The 17,249-nt window shown below is 67.5% G+C and carries 21 protein-coding genes; 13 read left to right on the top strand and 8 right to left on the bottom strand.

From position 1 onward, the window contains the following. The first annotated feature begins 3 nt into the window (after positions 1-3). The 3 genes from DK26_RS25455 to cobJ are packed head-to-tail and all read left to right on the top strand — an operon-like array spanning position 4 to position 2,172. Complete coding sequence (locus DK26_RS25455; protein WP_066478837.1) at positions 4-636, top strand: precorrin-8X methylmutase; 633 nt, start codon at positions 4-6, stop codon at positions 634-636. 4 nt (positions 637-640) lie between these two features. Next, complete coding sequence (locus DK26_RS25450) at positions 641-1,384, top strand: precorrin-2 C(20)-methyltransferase (RefSeq protein ID WP_066478833.1); 744 nt, start codon at positions 641-643, stop codon at positions 1,382-1,384. After that, positions 1,381-2,172 carry a precorrin-3B C(17)-methyltransferase gene (cobJ, locus tag DK26_RS25445; RefSeq protein ID WP_066478831.1) on the top strand — a complete coding sequence of 264 codons (792 nt, stop codon included), beginning with the start codon at positions 1,381-1,383 and terminating at the stop codon, positions 2,170-2,172. Before DK26_RS25450 ends, cobJ begins: the two co-directional genes overlap by 4 nt. Here the strand turns inward: cobJ and DK26_RS25440 are convergent. Further along, the gene (locus tag DK26_RS25440) at positions 2,115-2,876 is read right to left on the bottom strand and encodes a cobalt-precorrin-6A reductase (RefSeq protein WP_066478830.1); all 762 of its coding nucleotides are present in this window, start codon (positions 2,874-2,876) and stop codon (positions 2,115-2,117) included. The genes cobJ and DK26_RS25440 overlap by 58 nt on opposite strands. On the opposite strand from DK26_RS25440, the gene DK26_RS25435 reads away from it, so the two are divergent. The 5 genes from DK26_RS25435 to bluB are packed head-to-tail and all read left to right on the top strand — an operon-like array spanning position 2,875 to position 7,232. Continuing rightward, positions 2,875-4,128, top strand: coding sequence for a bifunctional cobalt-precorrin-7 (C(5))-methyltransferase/cobalt-precorrin-6B (C(15))-methyltransferase (locus DK26_RS25435; protein ID WP_066478829.1), 1,254 nt, complete (start codon positions 2,875-2,877; stop codon positions 4,126-4,128). The two genes, DK26_RS25440 and DK26_RS25435, sit on opposite strands and share 2 nt — an antisense overlap. Continuing rightward, positions 4,107-4,529: a cobalamin biosynthesis protein gene (locus DK26_RS25430; RefSeq protein ID WP_066478828.1), complete on the top strand. Its 423-nt coding sequence runs from the start codon at positions 4,107-4,109 to the stop codon at positions 4,527-4,529. Before DK26_RS25435 ends, DK26_RS25430 begins: the two co-directional genes overlap by 22 nt. Beyond that, positions 4,529-5,296 carry a precorrin-4 C(11)-methyltransferase gene (gene cobM, locus DK26_RS25425; protein WP_066478827.1) on the top strand — a complete coding sequence of 256 codons (768 nt, stop codon included), beginning with the start codon at positions 4,529-4,531 and terminating at the stop codon, positions 5,294-5,296. The genes DK26_RS25430 and cobM overlap by 1 nt, the downstream gene beginning before the upstream one ends. Then, positions 5,293-6,618 (top strand): cobyrinate a,c-diamide synthase, encoded by a 1,326-nt coding sequence (locus tag DK26_RS25420; RefSeq protein ID WP_066478825.1) that lies wholly within the window; start codon positions 5,293-5,295, stop codon positions 6,616-6,618. The genes cobM and DK26_RS25420 overlap by 4 nt, the downstream gene beginning before the upstream one ends. Then, positions 6,615-7,232 carry a 5,6-dimethylbenzimidazole synthase gene (bluB, locus tag DK26_RS25415; RefSeq protein ID WP_066478823.1) on the top strand — a complete coding sequence of 206 codons (618 nt, stop codon included), beginning with the start codon at positions 6,615-6,617 and terminating at the stop codon, positions 7,230-7,232. The genes DK26_RS25420 and bluB overlap by 4 nt, the downstream gene beginning before the upstream one ends. 58 nt (positions 7,233-7,290) lie before the next feature. On the opposite strand, the gene DK26_RS25410 is transcribed toward bluB, so the two are convergent. Continuing rightward, a complete protein-coding gene (locus tag DK26_RS25410; protein ID WP_066478820.1) occupies positions 7,291-7,944 on the bottom strand; it encodes a CoA transferase subunit B in 654 nt (217 codons plus the stop codon). A gap of 16 nt (positions 7,945-7,960) precedes the next feature. Continuing rightward, positions 7,961-8,668 carry a CoA transferase subunit A gene (locus DK26_RS25405; protein WP_066479054.1) on the bottom strand — a complete coding sequence of 236 codons (708 nt, stop codon included), beginning with the start codon at positions 8,666-8,668 and terminating at the stop codon, positions 7,961-7,963. Between the two features lie 398 nt (positions 8,669-9,066). Between DK26_RS25405 and DK26_RS25400 the strand changes: the two genes are divergently transcribed. From DK26_RS25400 to DK26_RS25380, 5 genes are all read left to right on the top strand, one after another. Beyond that, positions 9,067-9,831 (top strand): ABC transporter ATP-binding protein, encoded by a 765-nt coding sequence (locus DK26_RS25400; protein ID WP_066478818.1) that lies wholly within the window; start codon positions 9,067-9,069, stop codon positions 9,829-9,831. Next, on the top strand, positions 9,821-10,564 hold the full coding sequence (locus DK26_RS25395; RefSeq protein WP_066478816.1) for an ABC transporter ATP-binding protein: 744 nt from the start codon (positions 9,821-9,823) through the stop codon (positions 10,562-10,564). The genes DK26_RS25400 and DK26_RS25395 overlap by 11 nt, the downstream gene beginning before the upstream one ends. Positions 10,565-10,601: 37 nt before the next feature. After that, positions 10,602-11,804 (top strand): ABC transporter substrate-binding protein, encoded by a 1,203-nt coding sequence (locus DK26_RS25390; RefSeq protein WP_066478815.1) that lies wholly within the window; start codon positions 10,602-10,604, stop codon positions 11,802-11,804. A gap of 86 nt (positions 11,805-11,890) precedes the next feature. Continuing rightward, positions 11,891-12,778, top strand: a complete 888-nt coding sequence (locus DK26_RS25385) for a branched-chain amino acid ABC transporter permease (protein ID WP_066478813.1) — start codon at positions 11,891-11,893, stop codon at positions 12,776-12,778. Between the two features lie 138 nt (positions 12,779-12,916). Then, positions 12,917-13,819 (top strand): branched-chain amino acid ABC transporter permease, encoded by a 903-nt coding sequence (locus DK26_RS25380; RefSeq protein WP_248310107.1) that lies wholly within the window; start codon positions 12,917-12,919, stop codon positions 13,817-13,819. Positions 13,820-13,828: 9 nt separating this feature from the next. On the opposite strand, the gene DK26_RS25375 is transcribed toward DK26_RS25380, so the two are convergent. The 5 genes from DK26_RS25375 to DK26_RS25355 all read right to left on the bottom strand — a co-directional run bounded on the left by DK26_RS25375 (position 13,829) and on the right by DK26_RS25355 (position 17,228). Continuing rightward, positions 13,829-14,203 carry a c-type cytochrome gene (locus DK26_RS25375; RefSeq protein ID WP_184231735.1) on the bottom strand — a complete coding sequence of 125 codons (375 nt, stop codon included), beginning with the start codon at positions 14,201-14,203 and terminating at the stop codon, positions 13,829-13,831. After that, positions 14,200-15,204 carry a lyase gene (locus DK26_RS25370; RefSeq protein ID WP_066478806.1) on the bottom strand — a complete coding sequence of 335 codons (1,005 nt, stop codon included), beginning with the start codon at positions 15,202-15,204 and terminating at the stop codon, positions 14,200-14,202. Before DK26_RS25370 ends, DK26_RS25375 begins: the two co-directional genes overlap by 4 nt. A 211-nt stretch (positions 15,205-15,415) precedes the next feature. Next, a complete protein-coding gene (locus DK26_RS25365; protein ID WP_066478804.1) occupies positions 15,416-16,051 on the bottom strand; it encodes a 2-hydroxychromene-2-carboxylate isomerase in 636 nt (211 codons plus the stop codon). A gap of 5 nt (positions 16,052-16,056) precedes the next feature. Further along, on the bottom strand, positions 16,057-16,587 hold the full coding sequence (locus tag DK26_RS25360) for an isochorismatase family protein (RefSeq protein ID WP_066479053.1): 531 nt from the start codon (positions 16,585-16,587) through the stop codon (positions 16,057-16,059). A gap of 5 nt (positions 16,588-16,592) precedes the next feature. After that, on the bottom strand, positions 16,593-17,228 hold the full coding sequence (locus DK26_RS25355) for a TetR/AcrR family transcriptional regulator (protein ID WP_066478802.1): 636 nt from the start codon (positions 17,226-17,228) through the stop codon (positions 16,593-16,595). Positions 17,229-17,249 lie beyond the last annotated feature (21 nt).

Here is a 17,249-nt window from a genome sequence, read left to right as displayed (position 1 = left end):
AGCTTGAATACGCGTCACGCCTATCTCCGCGACGGAGCCGCGATCTACGAGCGCTCCTTCGCCATCATCAGGGCCGAATCCGACCTGTCCGGCTTTTCCGGCACGGCCGAACGCGTCGTCGTGCGGATGATCCATGCCTGCGGCATGACCGACCTGCCGAAGGACGTGGCGATGTCGCCGGATTTCGCGGCGACCGCAGAAGCCGCCCTGGCCAAGGGCGCGCCGATCCTTTGCGATGCCCGCATGGTCGCCGACGGCGTCACCCGCGCCCGCCTTCCCGCGGGGAATGAGGTGATCTGCACGCTCGCCGATCCCGCCGTGGCGAAGCTGGCTGAGGAGATGGGCACGACCCGCTCGGCGGCGGCTATGGAGCTGTGGCGGCCGCATCTGGAGGGCAGCATCGTCGTGATCGGCAACGCACCGACTTCCCTCTTCCGCCTGCTCGACATGCTCGATGCCGGCGCGCCGAAGCCGGCAGCCGTGATCGGCATCCCCGTCGGCTTCGTCGGCGCGGCGGAATCGAAGGAGGCGCTGGCGCTGGACGGGCGCGTGCCTTTCCTCGTGGTGCATGGCCGGCGCGGCGGCTCGGCGATGGCGGCGGCGGCGGTCAATGCGCTGGCGCAAGTGAAGGAGTGAGAGGGTGAGCGAACAAGCCCCCCGCACCCTGCTTTTCGGCGTCGGCCTCGGCCCGGGCGACCCCGACTACATGACCGTGCGCGCCCGGGACATCATCCTGAAGGCCGACCGTCTCGTGCATTTCTGCAAGCGCGGCCGGCGCGGCAATGCCCGCGTCACGGCGGATGCGATCATCGCGCCCGACGCCGCCCGCGAGATCGAGCTCGCCTTCCCGGTGACGACCGAGGTGCCGGTCGAGGATGAAGGCTATAGCGGCCCGATCGCCGCCTTCTACGACGCCGCCGCCGAAAGGCTCGCGAACGAGATGCAGGCCGGCCGCACCATCGCGGTGCTCTGCGACGGCGATCCGTTCTTCTACGGCTCCTTCATGCATCTCTGGCGGCGCCTCGCCCAGCGCTTCCCGACCGAGGTGGTGCCGGGCGTCACCGGCATGGCCGGCGCCTGGGCGCGCGCAGCCGCTCCGATCACCTGGGGCGACGACGTAATGACCGTGCTGCCGGGCACGCTCGCCGAGGGCGAGCTGACGCGCCGCCTCGTCGACACCGATGCGGCGGTGATCATGAAGCTCGGCCGCAACCTGCCGAAGGTCCGGCGTGCCCTGAAGGCGTCCGGGCTGATCAACCGCGCCATCTATGTCGAGCGCGCCACCATGGCCGACCAGCGCGTGGTGCGGCTGGCCGAGAAGCCCGATGACGAGGCGCCTTACTTCTCGATGATCCTGGTGCCCGGCGAAGGGCGGCGGCTGTGAGCGGCTCGCTCACCGTCGTCGGCCTTGGGCCCGGGGAAGCGCGTTATCTGACACCGGCGGCGCAGGCGGCGCTCGATCAGGCCAGCGATCTCATCGGCTACGGCCCCTATCTCGACCGCATCCCCGCTCGGACCGGCCAGAGCAAGCATGCCAGCGACAACCGCGTCGAGATCGACCGGGCGCGGCACGCGCTGGAACTGGCCGCTGCGGGTAAGCGCGTCGCGGTGGTCTCCGGCGGCGATCCCGGCGTCTTCGCCATGGCGGCGGCCGTATTCGAGGCCGTCGAGGCTGGAGAGCCCGGCTGGCGTGAGCTCGCGATCAGCGTCGAGCCCGGCATCACCGCGATGCTGGCGGCGGCGGCGGCGGCCGGCGCCCCGCTCGGCGGCGATTTCTGCGCGATCTCGCTGTCCGACAATTTGAAGCCCTGGGAGGTCGTCACCGCCCGGCTGGAGGCGGTGCTGCGCGCCGATCTGGTGATCTGCCTCTACAATCCGATCTCGAAGGCGCGCCCCTGGCAGCTCGGCAAGGCACTGGAACTCGCTCTCTCCGCGCGGCCGCCGGAAACGCCGGTGCTGTTCGCGCGCGCCATCGGGCGGGCCGACGAGGCGCTGCGCATCCTGACCCTGACCGAAGCCCATGCGGCTGCCGGCTCGGCCGACATGGCGACGCTGGTGATGATCGGGGCGAGCACAACGCGGCTGATCGCACGCCAGGGAAAGGCGCCGTTCGTCTATACGCCGCGTTCGGTGACGAAGAGCCCCTGCGCCACCAGCCAGGGCAGAACCTGATCGATATGGGTGACGTATTCGACATCGGGCTTGGGCGGCCGCTCGATCATGACGACGGGCAGGCCGAGCCTGCGCGCCGCGACGAGCTTGCCGAGTGTCATCGGGCCGCCGGCATTCTTGCTGACCAGGATCTGCGTGCCCTCCCGATGCATCAGCCTCTCCTCGGCCTCGGCCTCGAAGGGGCCGCGCTGCTGCAGGACCTTGGCATGCGGCAAGGGCAGCTCGCCAACCGGCTCGATCACCCGGATCAGATAGCGATGCTGCGGGGCGGCAAAGAATTGCGGCAGCTCGAGCCGGCCGATGGTCAGGAAGACGCGCTGCGGCTCCGCGCCCAGCGCCTCGACGGCGGCCCCGATGTCGGGCACGCTGCGCCAGCGATCGCCGGCCTGAGGCCGCCAGCTTTCGCGCCGGATCGCCAGCAGCGGCACGCCCTCGGCCTTGCAGGCGGCTTCGGCGTGGTAGGGCATGATGGCGGCGAAGGGGTGAGTCGCATCGATGACCGCGACGACGCCTTCATCGACGAGATATTCACGCAGGCCGGCAATGCCCCCGAAGCCGCCGATGCGGCTCGGCAGCGAAAGCGGCCTGGGGTCGGAAGTGTGGCCGGCCAGGGAGATCACGGCACGGATTTCGGGGACCTGCTCAGCCAGAAGCTGATCAAGTGCAGCCGCTTCGCTCGTGCCGCCTAGGATGAGGACCGTCATGAATCAGTTTTCGCGCGAAACCGGTGAACTGTCGAGCACGGGACCGGCCGGCCCATGGCTCTCCCTGGTCGGACTCGGCGAGGATGGCCCTTCCGGGCTATGTGCCGATGCGCTCGCCGCCCTGAAGCAAGCGGAGATAGTCTTCGGTGGAGAGCGCCATCTCAAACTGATCGGCGACGTGCCCGGAGAGGCCAGAGCATGGCCCCAACCCTTCCGGAATGCGCTGCCGGCGATCCTGGCGGAGCGCGGCCGCGCGGTCTGCGTGCTGGCGACCAGCGACCCTTTCCATTACGGCATCGGCGCCGGGCTGACCAAGGCGCTCGCCCCGGAGGAAATGCGGGTTATCCCGCAATTGTCAGCGTTTTCGATGGCTTGCACGCGGATGCGCTGGCCGCAGGAGGAATGTGCGCTTGTCTCCCTGCACGGGCGGGCTCTGCAACGCATCATCCCGCTGCTGCAGCCGGGCGCGCGCATCCTGGCACTCTCCTGGGATGAATCGACCCCGGCCGCGGTCGCTGCGCTTCTGTCGGAACGCGGCCTCGGCGCGAGTTCGCTGACGGTGCTGGAAGCGCTGGGCGGCCCGAAGGAGCGCATTCGCGAGACCCGCGCGCAGGATTTCGCGTTCGACGGGATCGTGCCGCTCAACATGCTGGCGGTCAGCGTCGTCGCCGCCGACGATGCCCAAATCCTGCCCCTGGCCAACGGGCTGGCCGACGAATGGTTCGAGAATGACGGCCAGCTGACCAAGGCCGACATCCGCGCGATCACACTCTCGGCGCTCGCACCCCGCGCCGGCGAGCTGCTCTGGGATGTCGGCGCCGGTTCAGGCTCGATCGGCATCGAATGGTGCCTGCGCCATCGCCACAACCGCGCTATCGCCTTCGAGGAACAGCCGGAGCGGGCGGCACGCATCGGCCGCAACCGGCTGGCGCTAGGCGCTCCGCCGATCGAGATCGTCGAAGGCAAGGCTCCCGGTAGCTTTGCCGGCAAGATTTCTCCGGATGCGGTCTTCATCGGCGGCGGGATCACCGAGCTCGGCCTGTTCGAAGCGGCCTTCGCGGCGCTGAAGCCGCGAGGCCGTCTGGTCGCAAATGCCGTGACCCTCGAAGGCGAAGCCCGGCTCGCAGAACTCTTCGCGCAGCATGGCGGCAATCTGCGCCGCATCGGCATCGCGCATCTCGATCCCGTCGGAACGATGCATGGCTGGCGCCCCGCGATGCCGGTGACGCAATGGCGGGTGGTGAAGCCTTGAACGGCGGCATCACCGCCGGCATCGGCCTGCGCCCCGGCACCCCGGAAGCCGAGATCCTGGCCTGCCTGACGCAGGCACTGGCCGCGGCCGGCTTCGGCAGCGAGCGGCTTGCCCGGCTCGCGACCCTCGCCTCGCGCTTCGGCGAGCCCGGCCTCGCGGCCGTCGCCCGCACGCATGATGTCGAACTCGTCGCGATCCCAGATGAAGCGCTCGCCGGTTTCGAAGCCGCCTGCGCGACGCGCTCGAGCCGCATAGCCGGACTCTACGGCGTCGGCTCGGTCGCGGAAGCTGCAGCGCTCGCCGCGGCCGGGCCGGGCGCCGTCCTGGTGCAGCCGCGGATCGCGACCGGCCGCGTCACCTGCGCGCTCGCCCGCGGCGCAGAAGCGGACGAGAACCCCTGATGACCGTGCATTTCATCGGCGCCGGCCCCGGCGCCGCCGACCTGATCACCTTGCGCGGACGCGACCTGATCGCGTCCTGCCCGGTCTGCCTCTATGCGGGCTCGCTGATCCCGCAGGCAATGCTGGGCTGGTGCCCACCGGGAGCGCGCATCGTCGACACCGCCCCGCTCGATCTCGACGCGATCATCGCGGAGATCGAGGCGGCGCATGCCGAAGGCAAGGACGTCGCCCGCCTGCACTCCGGCGACATCTCAATCTGGAGCGCCGTCGGCGAACAGATGCGCCGGCTGGAAGCGCTCGGCATCCCCTATGAGATCACGCCGGGCGTGCCGGCCTTCGCCGCAGCCGCAGCCGCGCTGAAGCGCGAGCTGACCTTGCCCGGGCTGGCGCAATCGCTGGTGCTGACCCGGACGTCCGGCCGCGCCTCGGCCATGCCGGAGAAGGAGAAGCTCGCCACCTTCGCCGCCTCGGGCGCGACGCTCGCCGTCCATCTCTCGATCCATGTCATCGAGCAGGTCGCGGCCGAGCTTGCACCCTTCTACGGCGAAGACTGCCCGGTCGCCGTGGTCTTCCGCGCTTCATGGCCGGATGAGCGCGTGCTGCGCGGCACGCTTGCGGACATCGTGGCGCAAGTGCGCGCCGCCGCTCTGGAGCGCACGGCGCTGATCCTGGTCGGCCCGGCCCTCGGCGCCGAGGACTTTGGCGAAAGCGCGCTCTACTCCGCCGGTTATGACCGCCGCTTCCGGCCGAGTGGAGGCCAGGCATGACGGCCAAGGGCCTGCTCGTCGCCGCGCCGCGCTCCGGCTCCGGCAAGACCACCATCACGCTCGGCCTGCAAAGGGCGCTCGTCCGCCGCGGGCTCTCCGTGCGCGGCCTGAAATGCGGGCCGGACTACATTGACCCTGCCTTCCATGCCGCTGCGACAGGCGCGCCCAGCGCCAATCTCGACAGCTATGCGATGCCCGACGTCCTGCTTTCCGGCATCGCCGGCGCGGCGGCGGAGGCTGCGGACGTCATCGTCGCCGAAGGCTCGATGGGGCTGTTCGACGGCGTTCCCGGCCGGGAAGGTCATACCGGCGCCAGCGCCGACATCGCCGCCCTGCTCGGCTGGCCGGTCGTTCTCGTCGTCGACGTCTCCGGGCAGGCGCAATCGGCCGGCGCCGTCGCGCTCGGCTGCAAGCTCTATGATCCGCGCATCAGGATTGCCGGCGTCATCCTCAACAAGGTCGCGAGCGAGCGCCATCGCCGGCTCGCCGCCGCCGGCATGGAACGGATCGGCCTGCCGGTCTTCGGCGCCCTGCCGCGCGAGGCCAGCCTGATCCTGCCCGAGCGCCATCTCGGTCTGGTGCAGGCCGGCGAGACCGAGGACCTGCATGCAAGGCTCGACGCCCTGGCCGACGCGGTCGCGGCCGCGGTCGATCTCGACGCGGTCGTCGCAGCTGCCGGTGTGACGACTTTGCCTGCCGCCGAAACGGCGAGGCCGGCCCTGCCCGCGCCGGGAAAGCGGATCGCCATAGCGCGCGACGCCGCCTTCAGCTTCGTCTACCCACACGTCGAAGCCGGCTGGCGGGCGCAGGGCGCCGAGCTCGTCCCCTTCTCGCCGCTCGCCGACGAAGCGCCTCCGGAGGCTTGCCACGCCTGCTGGCTGCCCGGCGGCTATCCCGAACTGCATACCGGACGGATCGCTTCGGCCGCGCGCTTCCTCGACGGCCTGCGCGCTTTTGCGCACACGCGCCCGGTCCATGGCGAGTGCGGCGGCTACATGGTGCTGGGTAAGAGCCTGACCGACGCCGACGGCATCAGGCACACCATGGCCGGGCTGCTCTCGGTCGAGACCAGTTTTGCCAGGCGCAAGATGAATCTCGGCTATCGCAATGCCGTGCTGGAGGCCGATTGCCCGCTCGGCCCGGCCGGCAGCCGGCTGAGCGGGCATGAATTCCACTATGCCAGCATCGTCTCGCAAGGCGAGGATCCGCCGCTCGCAGTGGTCAGCGATCCCCACGGCTCTGACCCGGTGCCGGCCGGCAGCCGGCGTGATCTCGTCACCGGCTCATTCTTCCACGCGATTGCGGCACGAGCCGAGCCTTGAGCCCAGCGCCCGCCTTCGATGAGGTATTCACTGCCAAGCTCGGCGAGCTTTTGAGCTGGCGGCGCGATGTCCGGCGCTTTTGCCCGGATGCCCTGCCGGAGCCGTTGCTCGAAAAGCTCATCAGCTTGATGGAGCTCTCGCCCTCGGTCGGACACTCACAGCCCTGGCGCTGGCTCAGGATCGACGAGGTAGAGAAACGCGCCGCGGTGCAGGCGAGCTTTTCCCGCTGCAATGCCGAGGCGCTCGCCGATTACGAGGGCGAACGCGCCGCGCTCTATGCGCGGCTGAAGCTGGAAGGGCTGCGCGAGGCGCCGGTTCAGTTCGCAGTATTCTGCGATCACGGCACCCTGCAAGGCCATGGCCTTGGCCGACGGACGATGCCGGAAATGCTCGACTATTCGGCCGTCGCCGCAATCACACAGTTCTGGCTCGCGGCACGCGCCCATGGCGTCGGCGTCGGTTGGGTCTCGATCCTCGATCCCGAAGAGGTGCGGCAAATCGCGAACGCGCCGCCCGGGTGGAAGCTGATCGCCTATCTCTGCGTCGGCTTCCCGGTGGAGGAGCACGACGTGCCCGAACTGGTGCGAGAGGGCTGGGAGAAAGGGCGCAGCTGAGCCGCGCCCTTCGTTGCCGGAGAAATGGCCGGGCCAGACCCGGCCATGACGCGCAGCGTCAGAGCGCGACCTTGAACGGTGCCTCGGTCTTGCTCTTGATCTCGTCGAGCGAAACGCCGTCGGCGAGCTCGATCAGGGTCATGCCGCCGCCGTTCTCGTCGATGGTGAAGACGCCGAGATCGGTTATCACCATGTCGACGACGCCGGCGCCGGTCAGCGGCAGGTCGCAGGCCTTGAGCAGTTTCGGCGATTCCGAGCCGTCCTTGTTCTTGGCGACATGCTCCATCACAACGACGACCTTCTTGACGCCGGCGACGAGGTCCATGGCGCCGCCCATGCCCTTCACCATCTTGCCCGGGATCATCCAGTTGGCGAGGTCGCCATTCTCCGCGACCTGCATGGCGCCGAGGATGGAGAGGTCGATATGGCCGCCGCGGATCATGCCGAAGGAATCCGAGGAGGAGAAATAGCTCGTCGTCGGCAGTTCGGTGATGGTCTGCTTGCCGGCGTTGATCAGGTCCGGATCCTCCTCGCCCTCATAGGGGAAGGGCCCCATGCCGAGCATGCCGTTCTCCGACTGGAGCTGCACGCTCATGCCGTCGGGGATGTAGTTCGAGACGAGCGTCGGGATGCCGATGCCGAGATTGACGTAGAAGCCGTCCTTCAGCTCCTTGGCGGCGCGAGCGGCGATCTGTTCACGGGTCCAGGCCATGTGGGTGATCTCCTTCTCAAGCCGTTTCGCGCTTGCGGACGGTGCGCTGCTCGATGCGCTTCACCGGGTTCGCCAGATGGACGATCCGCTTCACGAAGATACCGGGGGTGTGCATGTGGTCGGGGTCGATCTCGCCCGCCGGGACGAGATGCTCGACCTGGGCAATCGTCATACGCGAGGCCGAAGCCATCATCGGATTGAAGTTCCGCGCCGTCTTCCGATAGACGAGGTTGCCCTCGGTATCGCCCTTCCAGGCATGGACGATCGAGATGTCGGCGAACAGGCCGCGCTCCATGATGTAGCGCTCGCCATCGAACTCGCGCTCCTCCTTGCCTTCGGCGATCAGCGTGCCGACGCCGGTCTTGGTGAAGAAGGCCGGGATGCCGGCGCCGCCGGCGCGAATGCGTTCGGCGAGGGTGCCCTGCGGATTGAACTCGAGCTCGAGCTGGCCGGAGAGATACTGCTCGGCGAAGAGCTTGTTCTCGCCGACGTAAGAACTGATCATCTTCTTGATCTGCTTGGTCTCGAGCAGAATGCCGAGCCCGGCACCGTCGACGCCGGCATTGTTGGAGATGAAGGTCAGGTTCTTGGCGCCGGAGTCGCGGATCGCCTCGATCAGCTTGTCGGGAATGCCGCAAAGGCCGAAGCCGCCGGCCATGATGGTCATGCCGTCCTTGACGATGCCGGCGAGCGCCGCCGCCGCATCGGGATAGACCTTCTTCATCGTGATGCCTTTGTCGCTGGGATGGAAGCTGATCGGGGACTGCAGCAAGAACTAGCCGAGCCCCCAGCAGCCCGCAACACGGGAAAGCCGGCACCCGCGAGGCCTTCGTTGCCGCCGCGAGAGGCAAGCCAGACAAAGCGGACAAGTATTGTCCGCGATGTTTCGCTCTCCGGCGCAAGCCAGCGCAGGCGCCTTCCTCCGGCCGCCAGCCGCAGAACGATGACGCCTCCCTTCAAAGAGCTTACGCCTTTTGTCTAGGCCGAGGCTTTTCGGCCCAACCGGATGGACTTCCATGCACATGTGCGCCGTTGACATGGGTGATATGCGCGGTGCAGCATGACGGCTCAGGGGAAACGATCAAACAAGGTTGAGCGGGGTGACCGACATGCGTGAGTTGTATGTCTGAGGATATTATTCTCTCGACGTCGGGTCTTACGAAAGAATTCGCCGGCTTCACAGCAGTCAATGGCGTAGACCTAAGCGTCAAGCGAGGCACGATTCACGCGCTGATCGGCCCGAATGGCGCCGGCAAGACGACCTGCTTCAATCTCCTGACCAAGTTTCTCGCCCCGACACGCGGCTCGATCGTCTATAACGGGCGCGACATCACGCGGCAGAAGCCGGCGGAGATCGCACGGCTCGGGCTGGTGCGCTCCTTCCAGATCTCGGCGGTCTTCCCGCAGCTCAGCGTGATGAACAATGTCCGTATCGCGCTGCAGCGCAAGCGCGGCGACTCGTTCGACTTCTGGCGTTCGGAAGAGGTGCTGCGCTCGCTCGACAAGGAGGCGCTGGCGCTGGTCGAGGCTGTCGGCCTCTCCGCCTTCGCCGATCTGCCGGCGGTCGAGCTCTCCTATGGCCGCAAGCGCGCGCTCGAGATCGCGACGACACTCGCGCTCGATCCGGAAATGCTGCTGCTCGACGAGCCGATGGCCGGCATGGGCCGCGAGGACATCGACCGGATCGCGACGCTGATCCGCAAGGTCTCGAAGAACCGCACCATCCTGATGGTCGAGCACAACCTCTCGGTGGTGGCCTCGCTGTCGGACCGCATCACCGTGCTCGCCCGCGGCCAGGTCCTTGCCGAAGGCGACTACGCCACGGTCTCGAAGGACCCGCGCGTGGTCGAGGCCTATATCGGCTCGGGAGTCGGCCATGGCCATTGAAGCGACCCTGGAGCGCAAGGCGCAGGCCGGGACGAAGCCGCTGCTGAAAGTGCGCGGTCTCGAGGCCTGGTATGGCGAGAGCCATGTCCTGCACGGCATCGATCTCGACGTCGGCGAAGGCGAGGTGGTGACGCTGCTCGGGCGCAACGGCGCCGGCAAGACGACGACGCTCAAGTCGATCATGGGCGTGATCGGCAAGCGCAAGGGCTCGGTCAGCTTCGCCGGCCAGGAGACGATCTCGCTGCCCTCGCGGGCCATCGCCAGGCTCGGCCTCGGCTATGTCCCCGAGGAGCGCGGCATCTACTCGACCCTCTCGGTCGAGGAGAACCTGATGCTCCCGCCGCAGGTCAAGCCGGGCGGGCTCTCGGTCGCTCAGATCTTCGAGCTCTTCCCCAACATCAAGGAGCGGCTGCGCAGCCAGGGCACCAAACTCTCCGGCGGCGAACAGCAGATGCTGGCGATCGGCCGCATCCTGCGCACCGGCGCCAACCTCCTGCTGCTCGACGAGCCGACCGAGGGCCTCGCCCCGGTGATCATCGACCAGATCGGCGCGACCATCCGAATGCTGAAGCAGAAGGGCTTCACCATCGTCCTGGTCGAGCAGAACTTCCGCTTCGCCCAGACCGTCGCCGACCGGCATTACATCGTCGAGCAGGGCAAGGTGATCGACATGATCCCGAACGAGGAACTCGACGCCAATATCGACAAGCTGCACGGCTATCTCGGCGTCTGAACCAGTCCAGAACAAAGACATAAGGTGGAGGAACGGCATGAAGACTACAGCATTGCTTCTCGGGACCGCGCTCGCCGCCCTGGCGGCCGGCGCCGCCCAGGCCCAGACCAGCGTCAAGGTCGGCGTTATGAACGACCGCTCCGGCCTCTACGCCGACCTCTCGGGCGAGGGCTCGGTGATCGCGGCCCGCATGGCCGTCGAGGACTTCAAGGCGGCGGAAAAGGGCATCAAGGTCGAGATCGTCTCGGCCGACCACCAGAACAAGCCGGACGTCGGCTCGACCATCGCCCGGCAGTGGTATGATCAGGACGGCGTCGACGCGATCCTCGACGTGCCGACCTCCTCGGTCGCGCTGGCGGTCAACCAGATCACCAAGGAAAAGAACAAGATCCACATCAATTCGGGCGCGGCCTCCTCGGACCTGACCGGCAAGGCCTGCTCGCCGAACACGATCCACTGGACCTACGACACCTATGCGCTGGCCCAGGGCACGGGCGGCGCCATGGTGAAGGCCGGCGGCGACAGCTGGTTCTTCATGACCGCCGACTACGCCTTCGGCCATGCGCTGGAGCGCGACACCGGCGCGATCGTCACCAAGAATGGCGGCAAGGTCGTCGGCGCGGTGCGCACGCCGTTCCCGGGCACCGATTTCTCCTCCTTCCTGCTCCAGGCCCAGGCCTCGAAGGCCAAGGTCATCGGCCTCGCCAATGCCGGCGGCGACACGATCAACTCGATCAAGCAGGCGGGCGAGTTCGGCATCACCTCGGCAGGGCAGAAGCTCGCCGGGCTCCTGGTCTTCATCACGGACGTGCATGCGCTCGGCCTGCAGACGGCGCAGGGCCTCGTCCTGACCGAGGCGTTCTACTGGGACAACAACGACGGGACCCGCGCCTGGTCGGAGCGCTTCGCCAAGGCCAATGGCGGCAAGAAGCCGTCCATGGTCCAGGCCGGCGTCTATTCGGGCATGCTGCACTATCTCAAGGCGATCGAGGCGACGAAGGGCAAGGACCCGACCGCGGTGATGGCCAAGATGAAGGAAATGCCGACGGACGATCCGCTGTTCGGCAAGGGCTCGGTGCGTGCCGACGGCCGCAAGATGCACGACATGTATCTGTTCGAGGTCAAGAAGCCGTCTGAATCGAAGGCTCCGTGGGACTACTACAAGCAGGTCGCGGTGCTGAAGGCCGACGACGCCTTCAAGCCGCTCTCCGAAAGCGAGTGCCCGCTCGTCAAGAAGTGAGGGGCTGACGACAGCCTACGCATCATCCAAGGCTCCGGGGCCGCGAACGGCCCCGGATTCGCTGTTGTCGGGAACGGTAGATCCGCATGTTCGAGTTACTTGGCATTCCGCCGCAAGCCCTGTTCGGCCAACTTCTGCTGGGCCTGATCAACGGCTCGTTCTACGCCATCCTCAGCCTCGGGCTGGCGGTGATCTTCGGCCTGCTCAACATCATCAACTTCACCCATGGCGCGCAGTACATGATGGGCGCCTTCGTCGCCTGGATGTGCCTGAACTATCTCGGCGTGAACTACTGGGCAGCGCTGGTGCTGGCACCGGTGATCGTCGGCTTCACAGGGGTGATCATCGAGCGCTTATTCCTGTCGCGGATCGCCCATCTCGACCATCTCTACGGGCTGTTGCTGACCTTTGGCCTGGCGCTGATCATCCAGGGCCTGTTCCGCAACAGCTATGGCTCCTCAGGCCTGCCCTACCAGATCCCCGATGCGCTGCGCGGCGGCTACAATCTCGGCTTCATGTTCCTGCCGACCTATCGCGCCTGGGTGGTCGTCGCCTCGCTGATAGTCTGCCTCGCGACCTGGTTCATGATCGAGAAGACCAAGCTCGGCGCCTATCTGCGAGCCGCCACCGAGAACGCGACGCTGACCCAGGCCTTCGGCATCAACGTGCCGCTGTTGGTGACGCTGACCTACGGCTTCGGCGTGGCGCTCGCCGCCTTCGCCGGCGTGCTCGCCGCTCCGATCTACTCGGTCAACCCGAATATGGGCGCCGACCTGATCATCGTCGTCTTCGCGGTCGTGGTGATCGGCGGCATGGGCTCGATCATGGGTGCCATCGTCACCGGCTTCAGCCTGGGTCTGGTCGAAGGCCTGACCAAGGTGTTCTATCCGGAAGCCTCCGCCACCGTCATCTTCATCATCATGGTGCTGGTGCTGCTGGTGAAGCCGGCCGGCCTGTTCGGGCGCGCCGCCTGATGCGCGCGCCCCTCGTCATCACGGCCTCGCTGCCGCTTCGTTTCGAAGGAGCCGCTCATGGCTGACGTCCTCCCCGCCGACGGCTCCGTCACCCATGCCGCAGCCGACTCCGGCACGGCGAGCCTGCACCGCAACGTCATGATCGGCATCGCGATCGCGCTGGTGATCGCGCCCTTCGTGGCCTACCCGGTCTTCGTCATGAAGGTGCTGTGCTTTGCGCTGTTCGCGCTCGCCTTCAACCTCCTGCTCGGCTATGGCGGCCTGCTCTCCTTCGGCCATGCCGCCTATTTCGGCATGGCGAGCTATGTCTGCGCCTACGCGGCCAAGCATTGGGGCTTCAATCCCGAGTTCGCGATCCTGGCGGGCACCGGCGTCGCTGCCCTGCTCGGCCTCGTCTTCGGCTCGCTCGCCATCCGCCGGCAGGGCATCTATTTCGCGATGATCACCCTGGCGCTGGCCCAGATGGTGTTCTTCTTCTCGCTGCAGACGCCGCGCTTCACCGGCGGCGAGGACGGTATCCAGGCGGTGCCGCGCGGCAAGCTCTTCGGCATGATCAACCTCGCCGACGACCGCACCCTGTACTGGGTCGTGGCGCTGATCTTCATGGGCGGGCTGCTCGCCTTCTACCGAATCATCCACTCGCCCTTCGGCCAAGTCTGCAAGGCGATCCGGGACAATGAGCCGCGCGCCATCTCGCTGGGCTACCGCGCCAACCAGTACAAGCTCGCCGTCTTCGTGCTTTCGGCGATGCTGGCCGGGCTCGCCGGCTCGACCAAGGCGATCGTCTTCCAGCTGGCATCACTGACCGACGTCCATTGGTCGATGTCGGGCGAGGTCGTGCTGATGACGCTGGTCGGCGGGCTCGGAACGATCTTCGGCCCGATCGTCGGCGCCCTCGTCATCGTCTCCATGCAGAACTTCCTCGCGACGCTCGGTGCCTGGGTCACGGTGATCCAGGGCGTGATCTTCGTGCTCTGCGTCTTGCTGTTCCGCGAGGGCATCCTCGGCGTCATCGCCAAATGGATCAAAAAGCCGCTCTGAGTGGCGGCTTTAGCGATCCAGCAGGAACGCCGCCAATGCCGCCCGATCAGCCTCGCTGAGGCCGACGGGCGGGCTCATCCAGCCGCCCGGCACGACCGAATCGGGATCGCGGAGATAGCCCTTGAGGCGGTCCGCATCCCAGCGCATGCCCTTCTCGCGCATCGCATTGAAGGCCGGTGAATAGTCGAAGCCGGCGGCTCCACCGAGAAGCCGGCCGGCAAGCCCATCGAGCGTCGGGCCGGCCATGGCGACCCTGCCCGGCTCGAGCGCATGGCACGAGCGGCAGCCCGCGAACAGGGCCTCTCCGCGCTCAAGATCGTCGGCCGCGGCGCCGGCGCTACAGGCCAGCGCCAGAACAGTGAACACTGCGGAGCCCAGCCTCACGCCGGCTTCACGGTCTGGACGCGGACCAGCCGGTTGGTGCCGCTCTCGCCGCCCCAGGCCTCGCCGGAGCGCCCATCCATCTGCCGGACATTGGCGCCGGCCCGGTCGCTCGGCAGGCTGTGGAAGCCCTCGGTCAGCGGGTCGAAGCGGACGATGGCATTGGCGGCGAAATCGGTCAGCCAGACCTTGTCGGCGTCGTCGACATAGACCGAGTAGGTCCGCGGCTTGTCGCCCGGCAGCTTCCAGGCCTTCCAGCTGCCGCTCTCCGTATCATAGGACGAGACCTGGCCGGAGTTCCATTCGCTCACCCAGATCCGGTTCTTCGAATCCGACCAGACCCGGCGCGCGCCCTGCCCTTCGGTCGGCGGGTCGACCACGGTGAAGGCGGCAGTCTCGGTATCCACCCGGGCAATGTAGTTGCCGGCGAGCGAGGCGAACCAGATCTCGCCCGAGGGGGTGCGGGTCATGCCATAGGGACCGGCGCCGCGCGGGGCGTCGAACACCTCCATCTTGCCGGAATTGGGATCGAGCCGGCCGATGATGCCGTTCTGGCCGCTGAACCAGAGAATGCCCTTCTTGTCGAAGACCGGGGTGTTGAGATTGGCACGCTCGCGGCCTGCCGGCAGCGGGAAGAGCCGGACCTCATGGCTCTTGTCGTCGATCCGGGCGATGGCGTTCTGGCCACCTTCGGTGACCCAGGCGGCGCCGTCCGGGCCGCGCACCACGCCATGCGGCGCTGCGCCCTCGCCGAGCGAGATCACCTTGATCTGACTGGTACGCGGGTCGAAGCGCCCGAGCGTGCCATTGCGCTGGCCGCAGACCCAGAGCGTGCCGTCGCCGGCATCGGTGACGTCGCGCGAGCCCTTGATCCCGGGCACGTCGAAATAGGTGACGATGAAGGGGCTGCCTGGCCGCGGCTGCTCGGTCGCCTGCGCGCGCAGGATCAGGCCGGGAGCAGCAAGGCCGGCAAGACCGACTTTCAGGAACGAACGGCGCAGCATCGGCTTCTCCTTTCGCTGTCGGCAGGCCGGAACATCCAGCCATCGGCCCTTGGCCTAAACCGACAACTTGGTGAAACTTGGCTCGCTGCAGCGCGGTTCCCTTAGAGTCCGTTCCGATCCGCTTGCACCGCAAGCTGATCGGAACGGGCCCTATCCTAAATTGAGAGACGGTTTCACCGATCAGATCCATTCAATCTGATCGCATCCGGCTCTAGAGCTGCCGCTGGATCGAGGCCGGCAAGGTCGAGACGCGCGCCATCTCGCCGCCGAGGAATTCCTCGGGCGCCGCGAGATAGTCGCAGGCCATCGCCATGGCATCGACGCCCCAGAAGATCTCGCCGTCGATCAGCAGGCTCGGCACGCCGAAAATCCCCGCTGCGACAGCCTCCTCGGTGTTCTGGCGCAGGCTGTCCTTGACGTTCTGATAGCCGATCGCCTGGACGGCGTCGGGCTGGCCGCCGGCGATCGCCACCAGCCCGAGCACTTGCGGGTCGTTGGCGTCGCGCCCCTCGGCCCAGACCAGGCGGAAGGCTTCCGCGACTGCGTGCTCGTTGCCTTCCAGCGCGGTCAGCAGGCGCAGCATCGCCAGCGGGTTGAACGGGTGGCTCGGCGGAAAGCGGAAGGGAACGCCCATGGCTTCGGCCAGATGCGTGGCGAGGCGATAGGTGTGGACGCGCTTGGGCGCGATCTCGGCCGGGCCGAGCTGGCCCCAGGCCTTGAGCACCCCGCCGAAGACGATCGGCTTCAGCTCGACCGGCCGATAGGCGCGGATGTCGTCGAGCTTCGTCAGCGCGAGATGCGCGAAGGGCGAGATGATGTCGAAATACCAGATGGCGGGCTTGGTCACGGGGCTCACTTGATCAGCTTGCTGGCGGCACGGAATTGCGGATGCTCGGCGGTGCGCAGCCATTCGAACACCACCATCTCGGTGGTGACGATCTCGGCGCCGTGGCGCTCCATGCGGCGCAGCGCCACCTCCTTGCTCTCGGGCGCGCGCGCGCCAACGGCATCCTGGACCACGAAGACGCGGCGCTTGCGGGCCAGCAATGAAAGCACGGTCTGGCCGAAGCAGACATGCGCCTCGCAGCCGCAGAGGATCAGATCCTCGTCATCGGCCAGCGCCGCGAGGAAGGCCGGTTCGCCGCAGGAATCGAAGCTCATCTTGGCGACGACCGGACCGGCTCCGGCGAGCTCCGCGACGGTCGTTCCGAGACCTGCCGGGTTCTCCTCCGTCATCAGCACGGGCACGCCGAGCAGCAAGGCGGCATCGACCAGCCGGCGGGCATTGGCGACGAGGCGAGGCCCGTCATGGATCGCCGGCATCAGCCGCGCCTGGAAATCGATGATCACGAGGCGCGAGCGACCGGCATCCATCAGGCTCATCGACGTCATACCTCGCGCTGGAGCCGGTCCAGCTCCGTTTCGACATGGCGCTCCATCAGCGTGCGCGGCGGCGTCCCGAACATCCGGATGCGTCGCGTATGCGCCAGCAGGAGCACGCCGGAAGCATGGGCGAAGGCATCGGCCATGATCAAGTCGGCAAGCCCGGGATTCGCGCCGAGTTCGCGCGCGGCGTCGCGGATCGGCGCCAGGCTCGCCTCCAGCGCTTCGTTCAGCGCCCGGTCGCGCTCGCGGCCGAGGCCGTGCGGACGCATGCCGCCACGGAACAGGTAGAAGCCGAGATCGAGATCGCGCGGATTGGCGGCGTAGAAATCGAAGAAGCCGAGCGCGGCCGCGCGGAAGCGCTGCTGCGGCGTCGCCGCCCCCGCGACCGCGTCATCGACGAAGGCGGTCAGCGCCGCAAGCGACTGGCCGAGCACCTCGGCATAAAGCGCCTCCTTCGAGTCGAAATGGAAGTAGAGCGCCGCCGGGGTGTAGCCGGCCTCGGCCGCGATCGCCCGCAGGGAGGCGCCGTCAAGGCCGTCGCGCTCAAAGATCGCCCGGGCCGCCGTCAGGATCAGGCCGCGCTTGAGATCGGTCGCGGCATAGCGGCCGCGCTTTCGCCCCGTCGCCTCGCCCCCCACGCTGGAACTCCTTCAATACAC

Source organism: Allobosea sp. WAO (assembly GCF_001509835.1).
Lineage (GTDB): Bacteria > Pseudomonadota > Alphaproteobacteria > Rhizobiales > Beijerinckiaceae > Allobosea.
The sequence above is the reverse complement of the archived record's forward strand: the minus strand, read 5'-3'. Positions and strand labels throughout refer to the sequence as shown.

Excerpts from the sequence above, each read along its gene's own strand:
- DK26_RS25435 (WP_066478829.1), top strand. The coding sequence starts at position 2,875 with ATGAATCAGTTTTCGCGCGAAACCGGTGAACTGTCGAGCACGGGACCG.
- DK26_RS25440 (WP_066478830.1), bottom strand. The coding sequence starts at position 2,876 with ATGACGGTCCTCATCCTAGGCGGCACGAGCGAAGCGGCTGCACTTGAT.
- DK26_RS25430 (WP_066478828.1), top strand. The coding sequence starts at position 4,107 with ATGGCGGGTGGTGAAGCCTTGAACGGCGGCATCACCGCCGGCATCGGC.
- cobM (WP_066478827.1), top strand. The coding sequence starts at position 4,529 with ATGACCGTGCATTTCATCGGCGCCGGCCCCGGCGCCGCCGACCTGATC.
- DK26_RS25420 (WP_066478825.1), top strand. The coding sequence starts at position 5,293 with ATGACGGCCAAGGGCCTGCTCGTCGCCGCGCCGCGCTCCGGCTCCGGC.
- DK26_RS25410 (WP_066478820.1), bottom strand. The coding sequence starts at position 7,944 with ATGGCCTGGACCCGTGAACAGATCGCCGCTCGCGCCGCCAAGGAGCTG.
- DK26_RS25405 (WP_066479054.1), bottom strand. The coding sequence starts at position 8,668 with ATGAAGAAGGTCTATCCCGATGCGGCGGCGGCGCTCGCCGGCATCGTC.
- DK26_RS25400 (WP_066478818.1), top strand. The coding sequence starts at position 9,067 with ATGTCTGAGGATATTATTCTCTCGACGTCGGGTCTTACGAAAGAATTC.
- DK26_RS25395 (WP_066478816.1), top strand. The coding sequence starts at position 9,821 with ATGGCCATTGAAGCGACCCTGGAGCGCAAGGCGCAGGCCGGGACGAAG.
- DK26_RS25390 (WP_066478815.1), top strand. The coding sequence starts at position 10,602 with ATGAAGACTACAGCATTGCTTCTCGGGACCGCGCTCGCCGCCCTGGCG.
- DK26_RS25385 (WP_066478813.1), top strand. The coding sequence starts at position 11,891 with ATGTTCGAGTTACTTGGCATTCCGCCGCAAGCCCTGTTCGGCCAACTT.
- DK26_RS25380 (WP_248310107.1), top strand. The coding sequence starts at position 12,917 with ATGATCGGCATCGCGATCGCGCTGGTGATCGCGCCCTTCGTGGCCTAC.
- DK26_RS25370 (WP_066478806.1), bottom strand. The coding sequence starts at position 15,204 with ATGCTGCGCCGTTCGTTCCTGAAAGTCGGTCTTGCCGGCCTTGCTGCT.
- DK26_RS25360 (WP_066479053.1), bottom strand. The coding sequence starts at position 16,587 with ATGAGCCTGATGGATGCCGGTCGCTCGCGCCTCGTGATCATCGATTTC.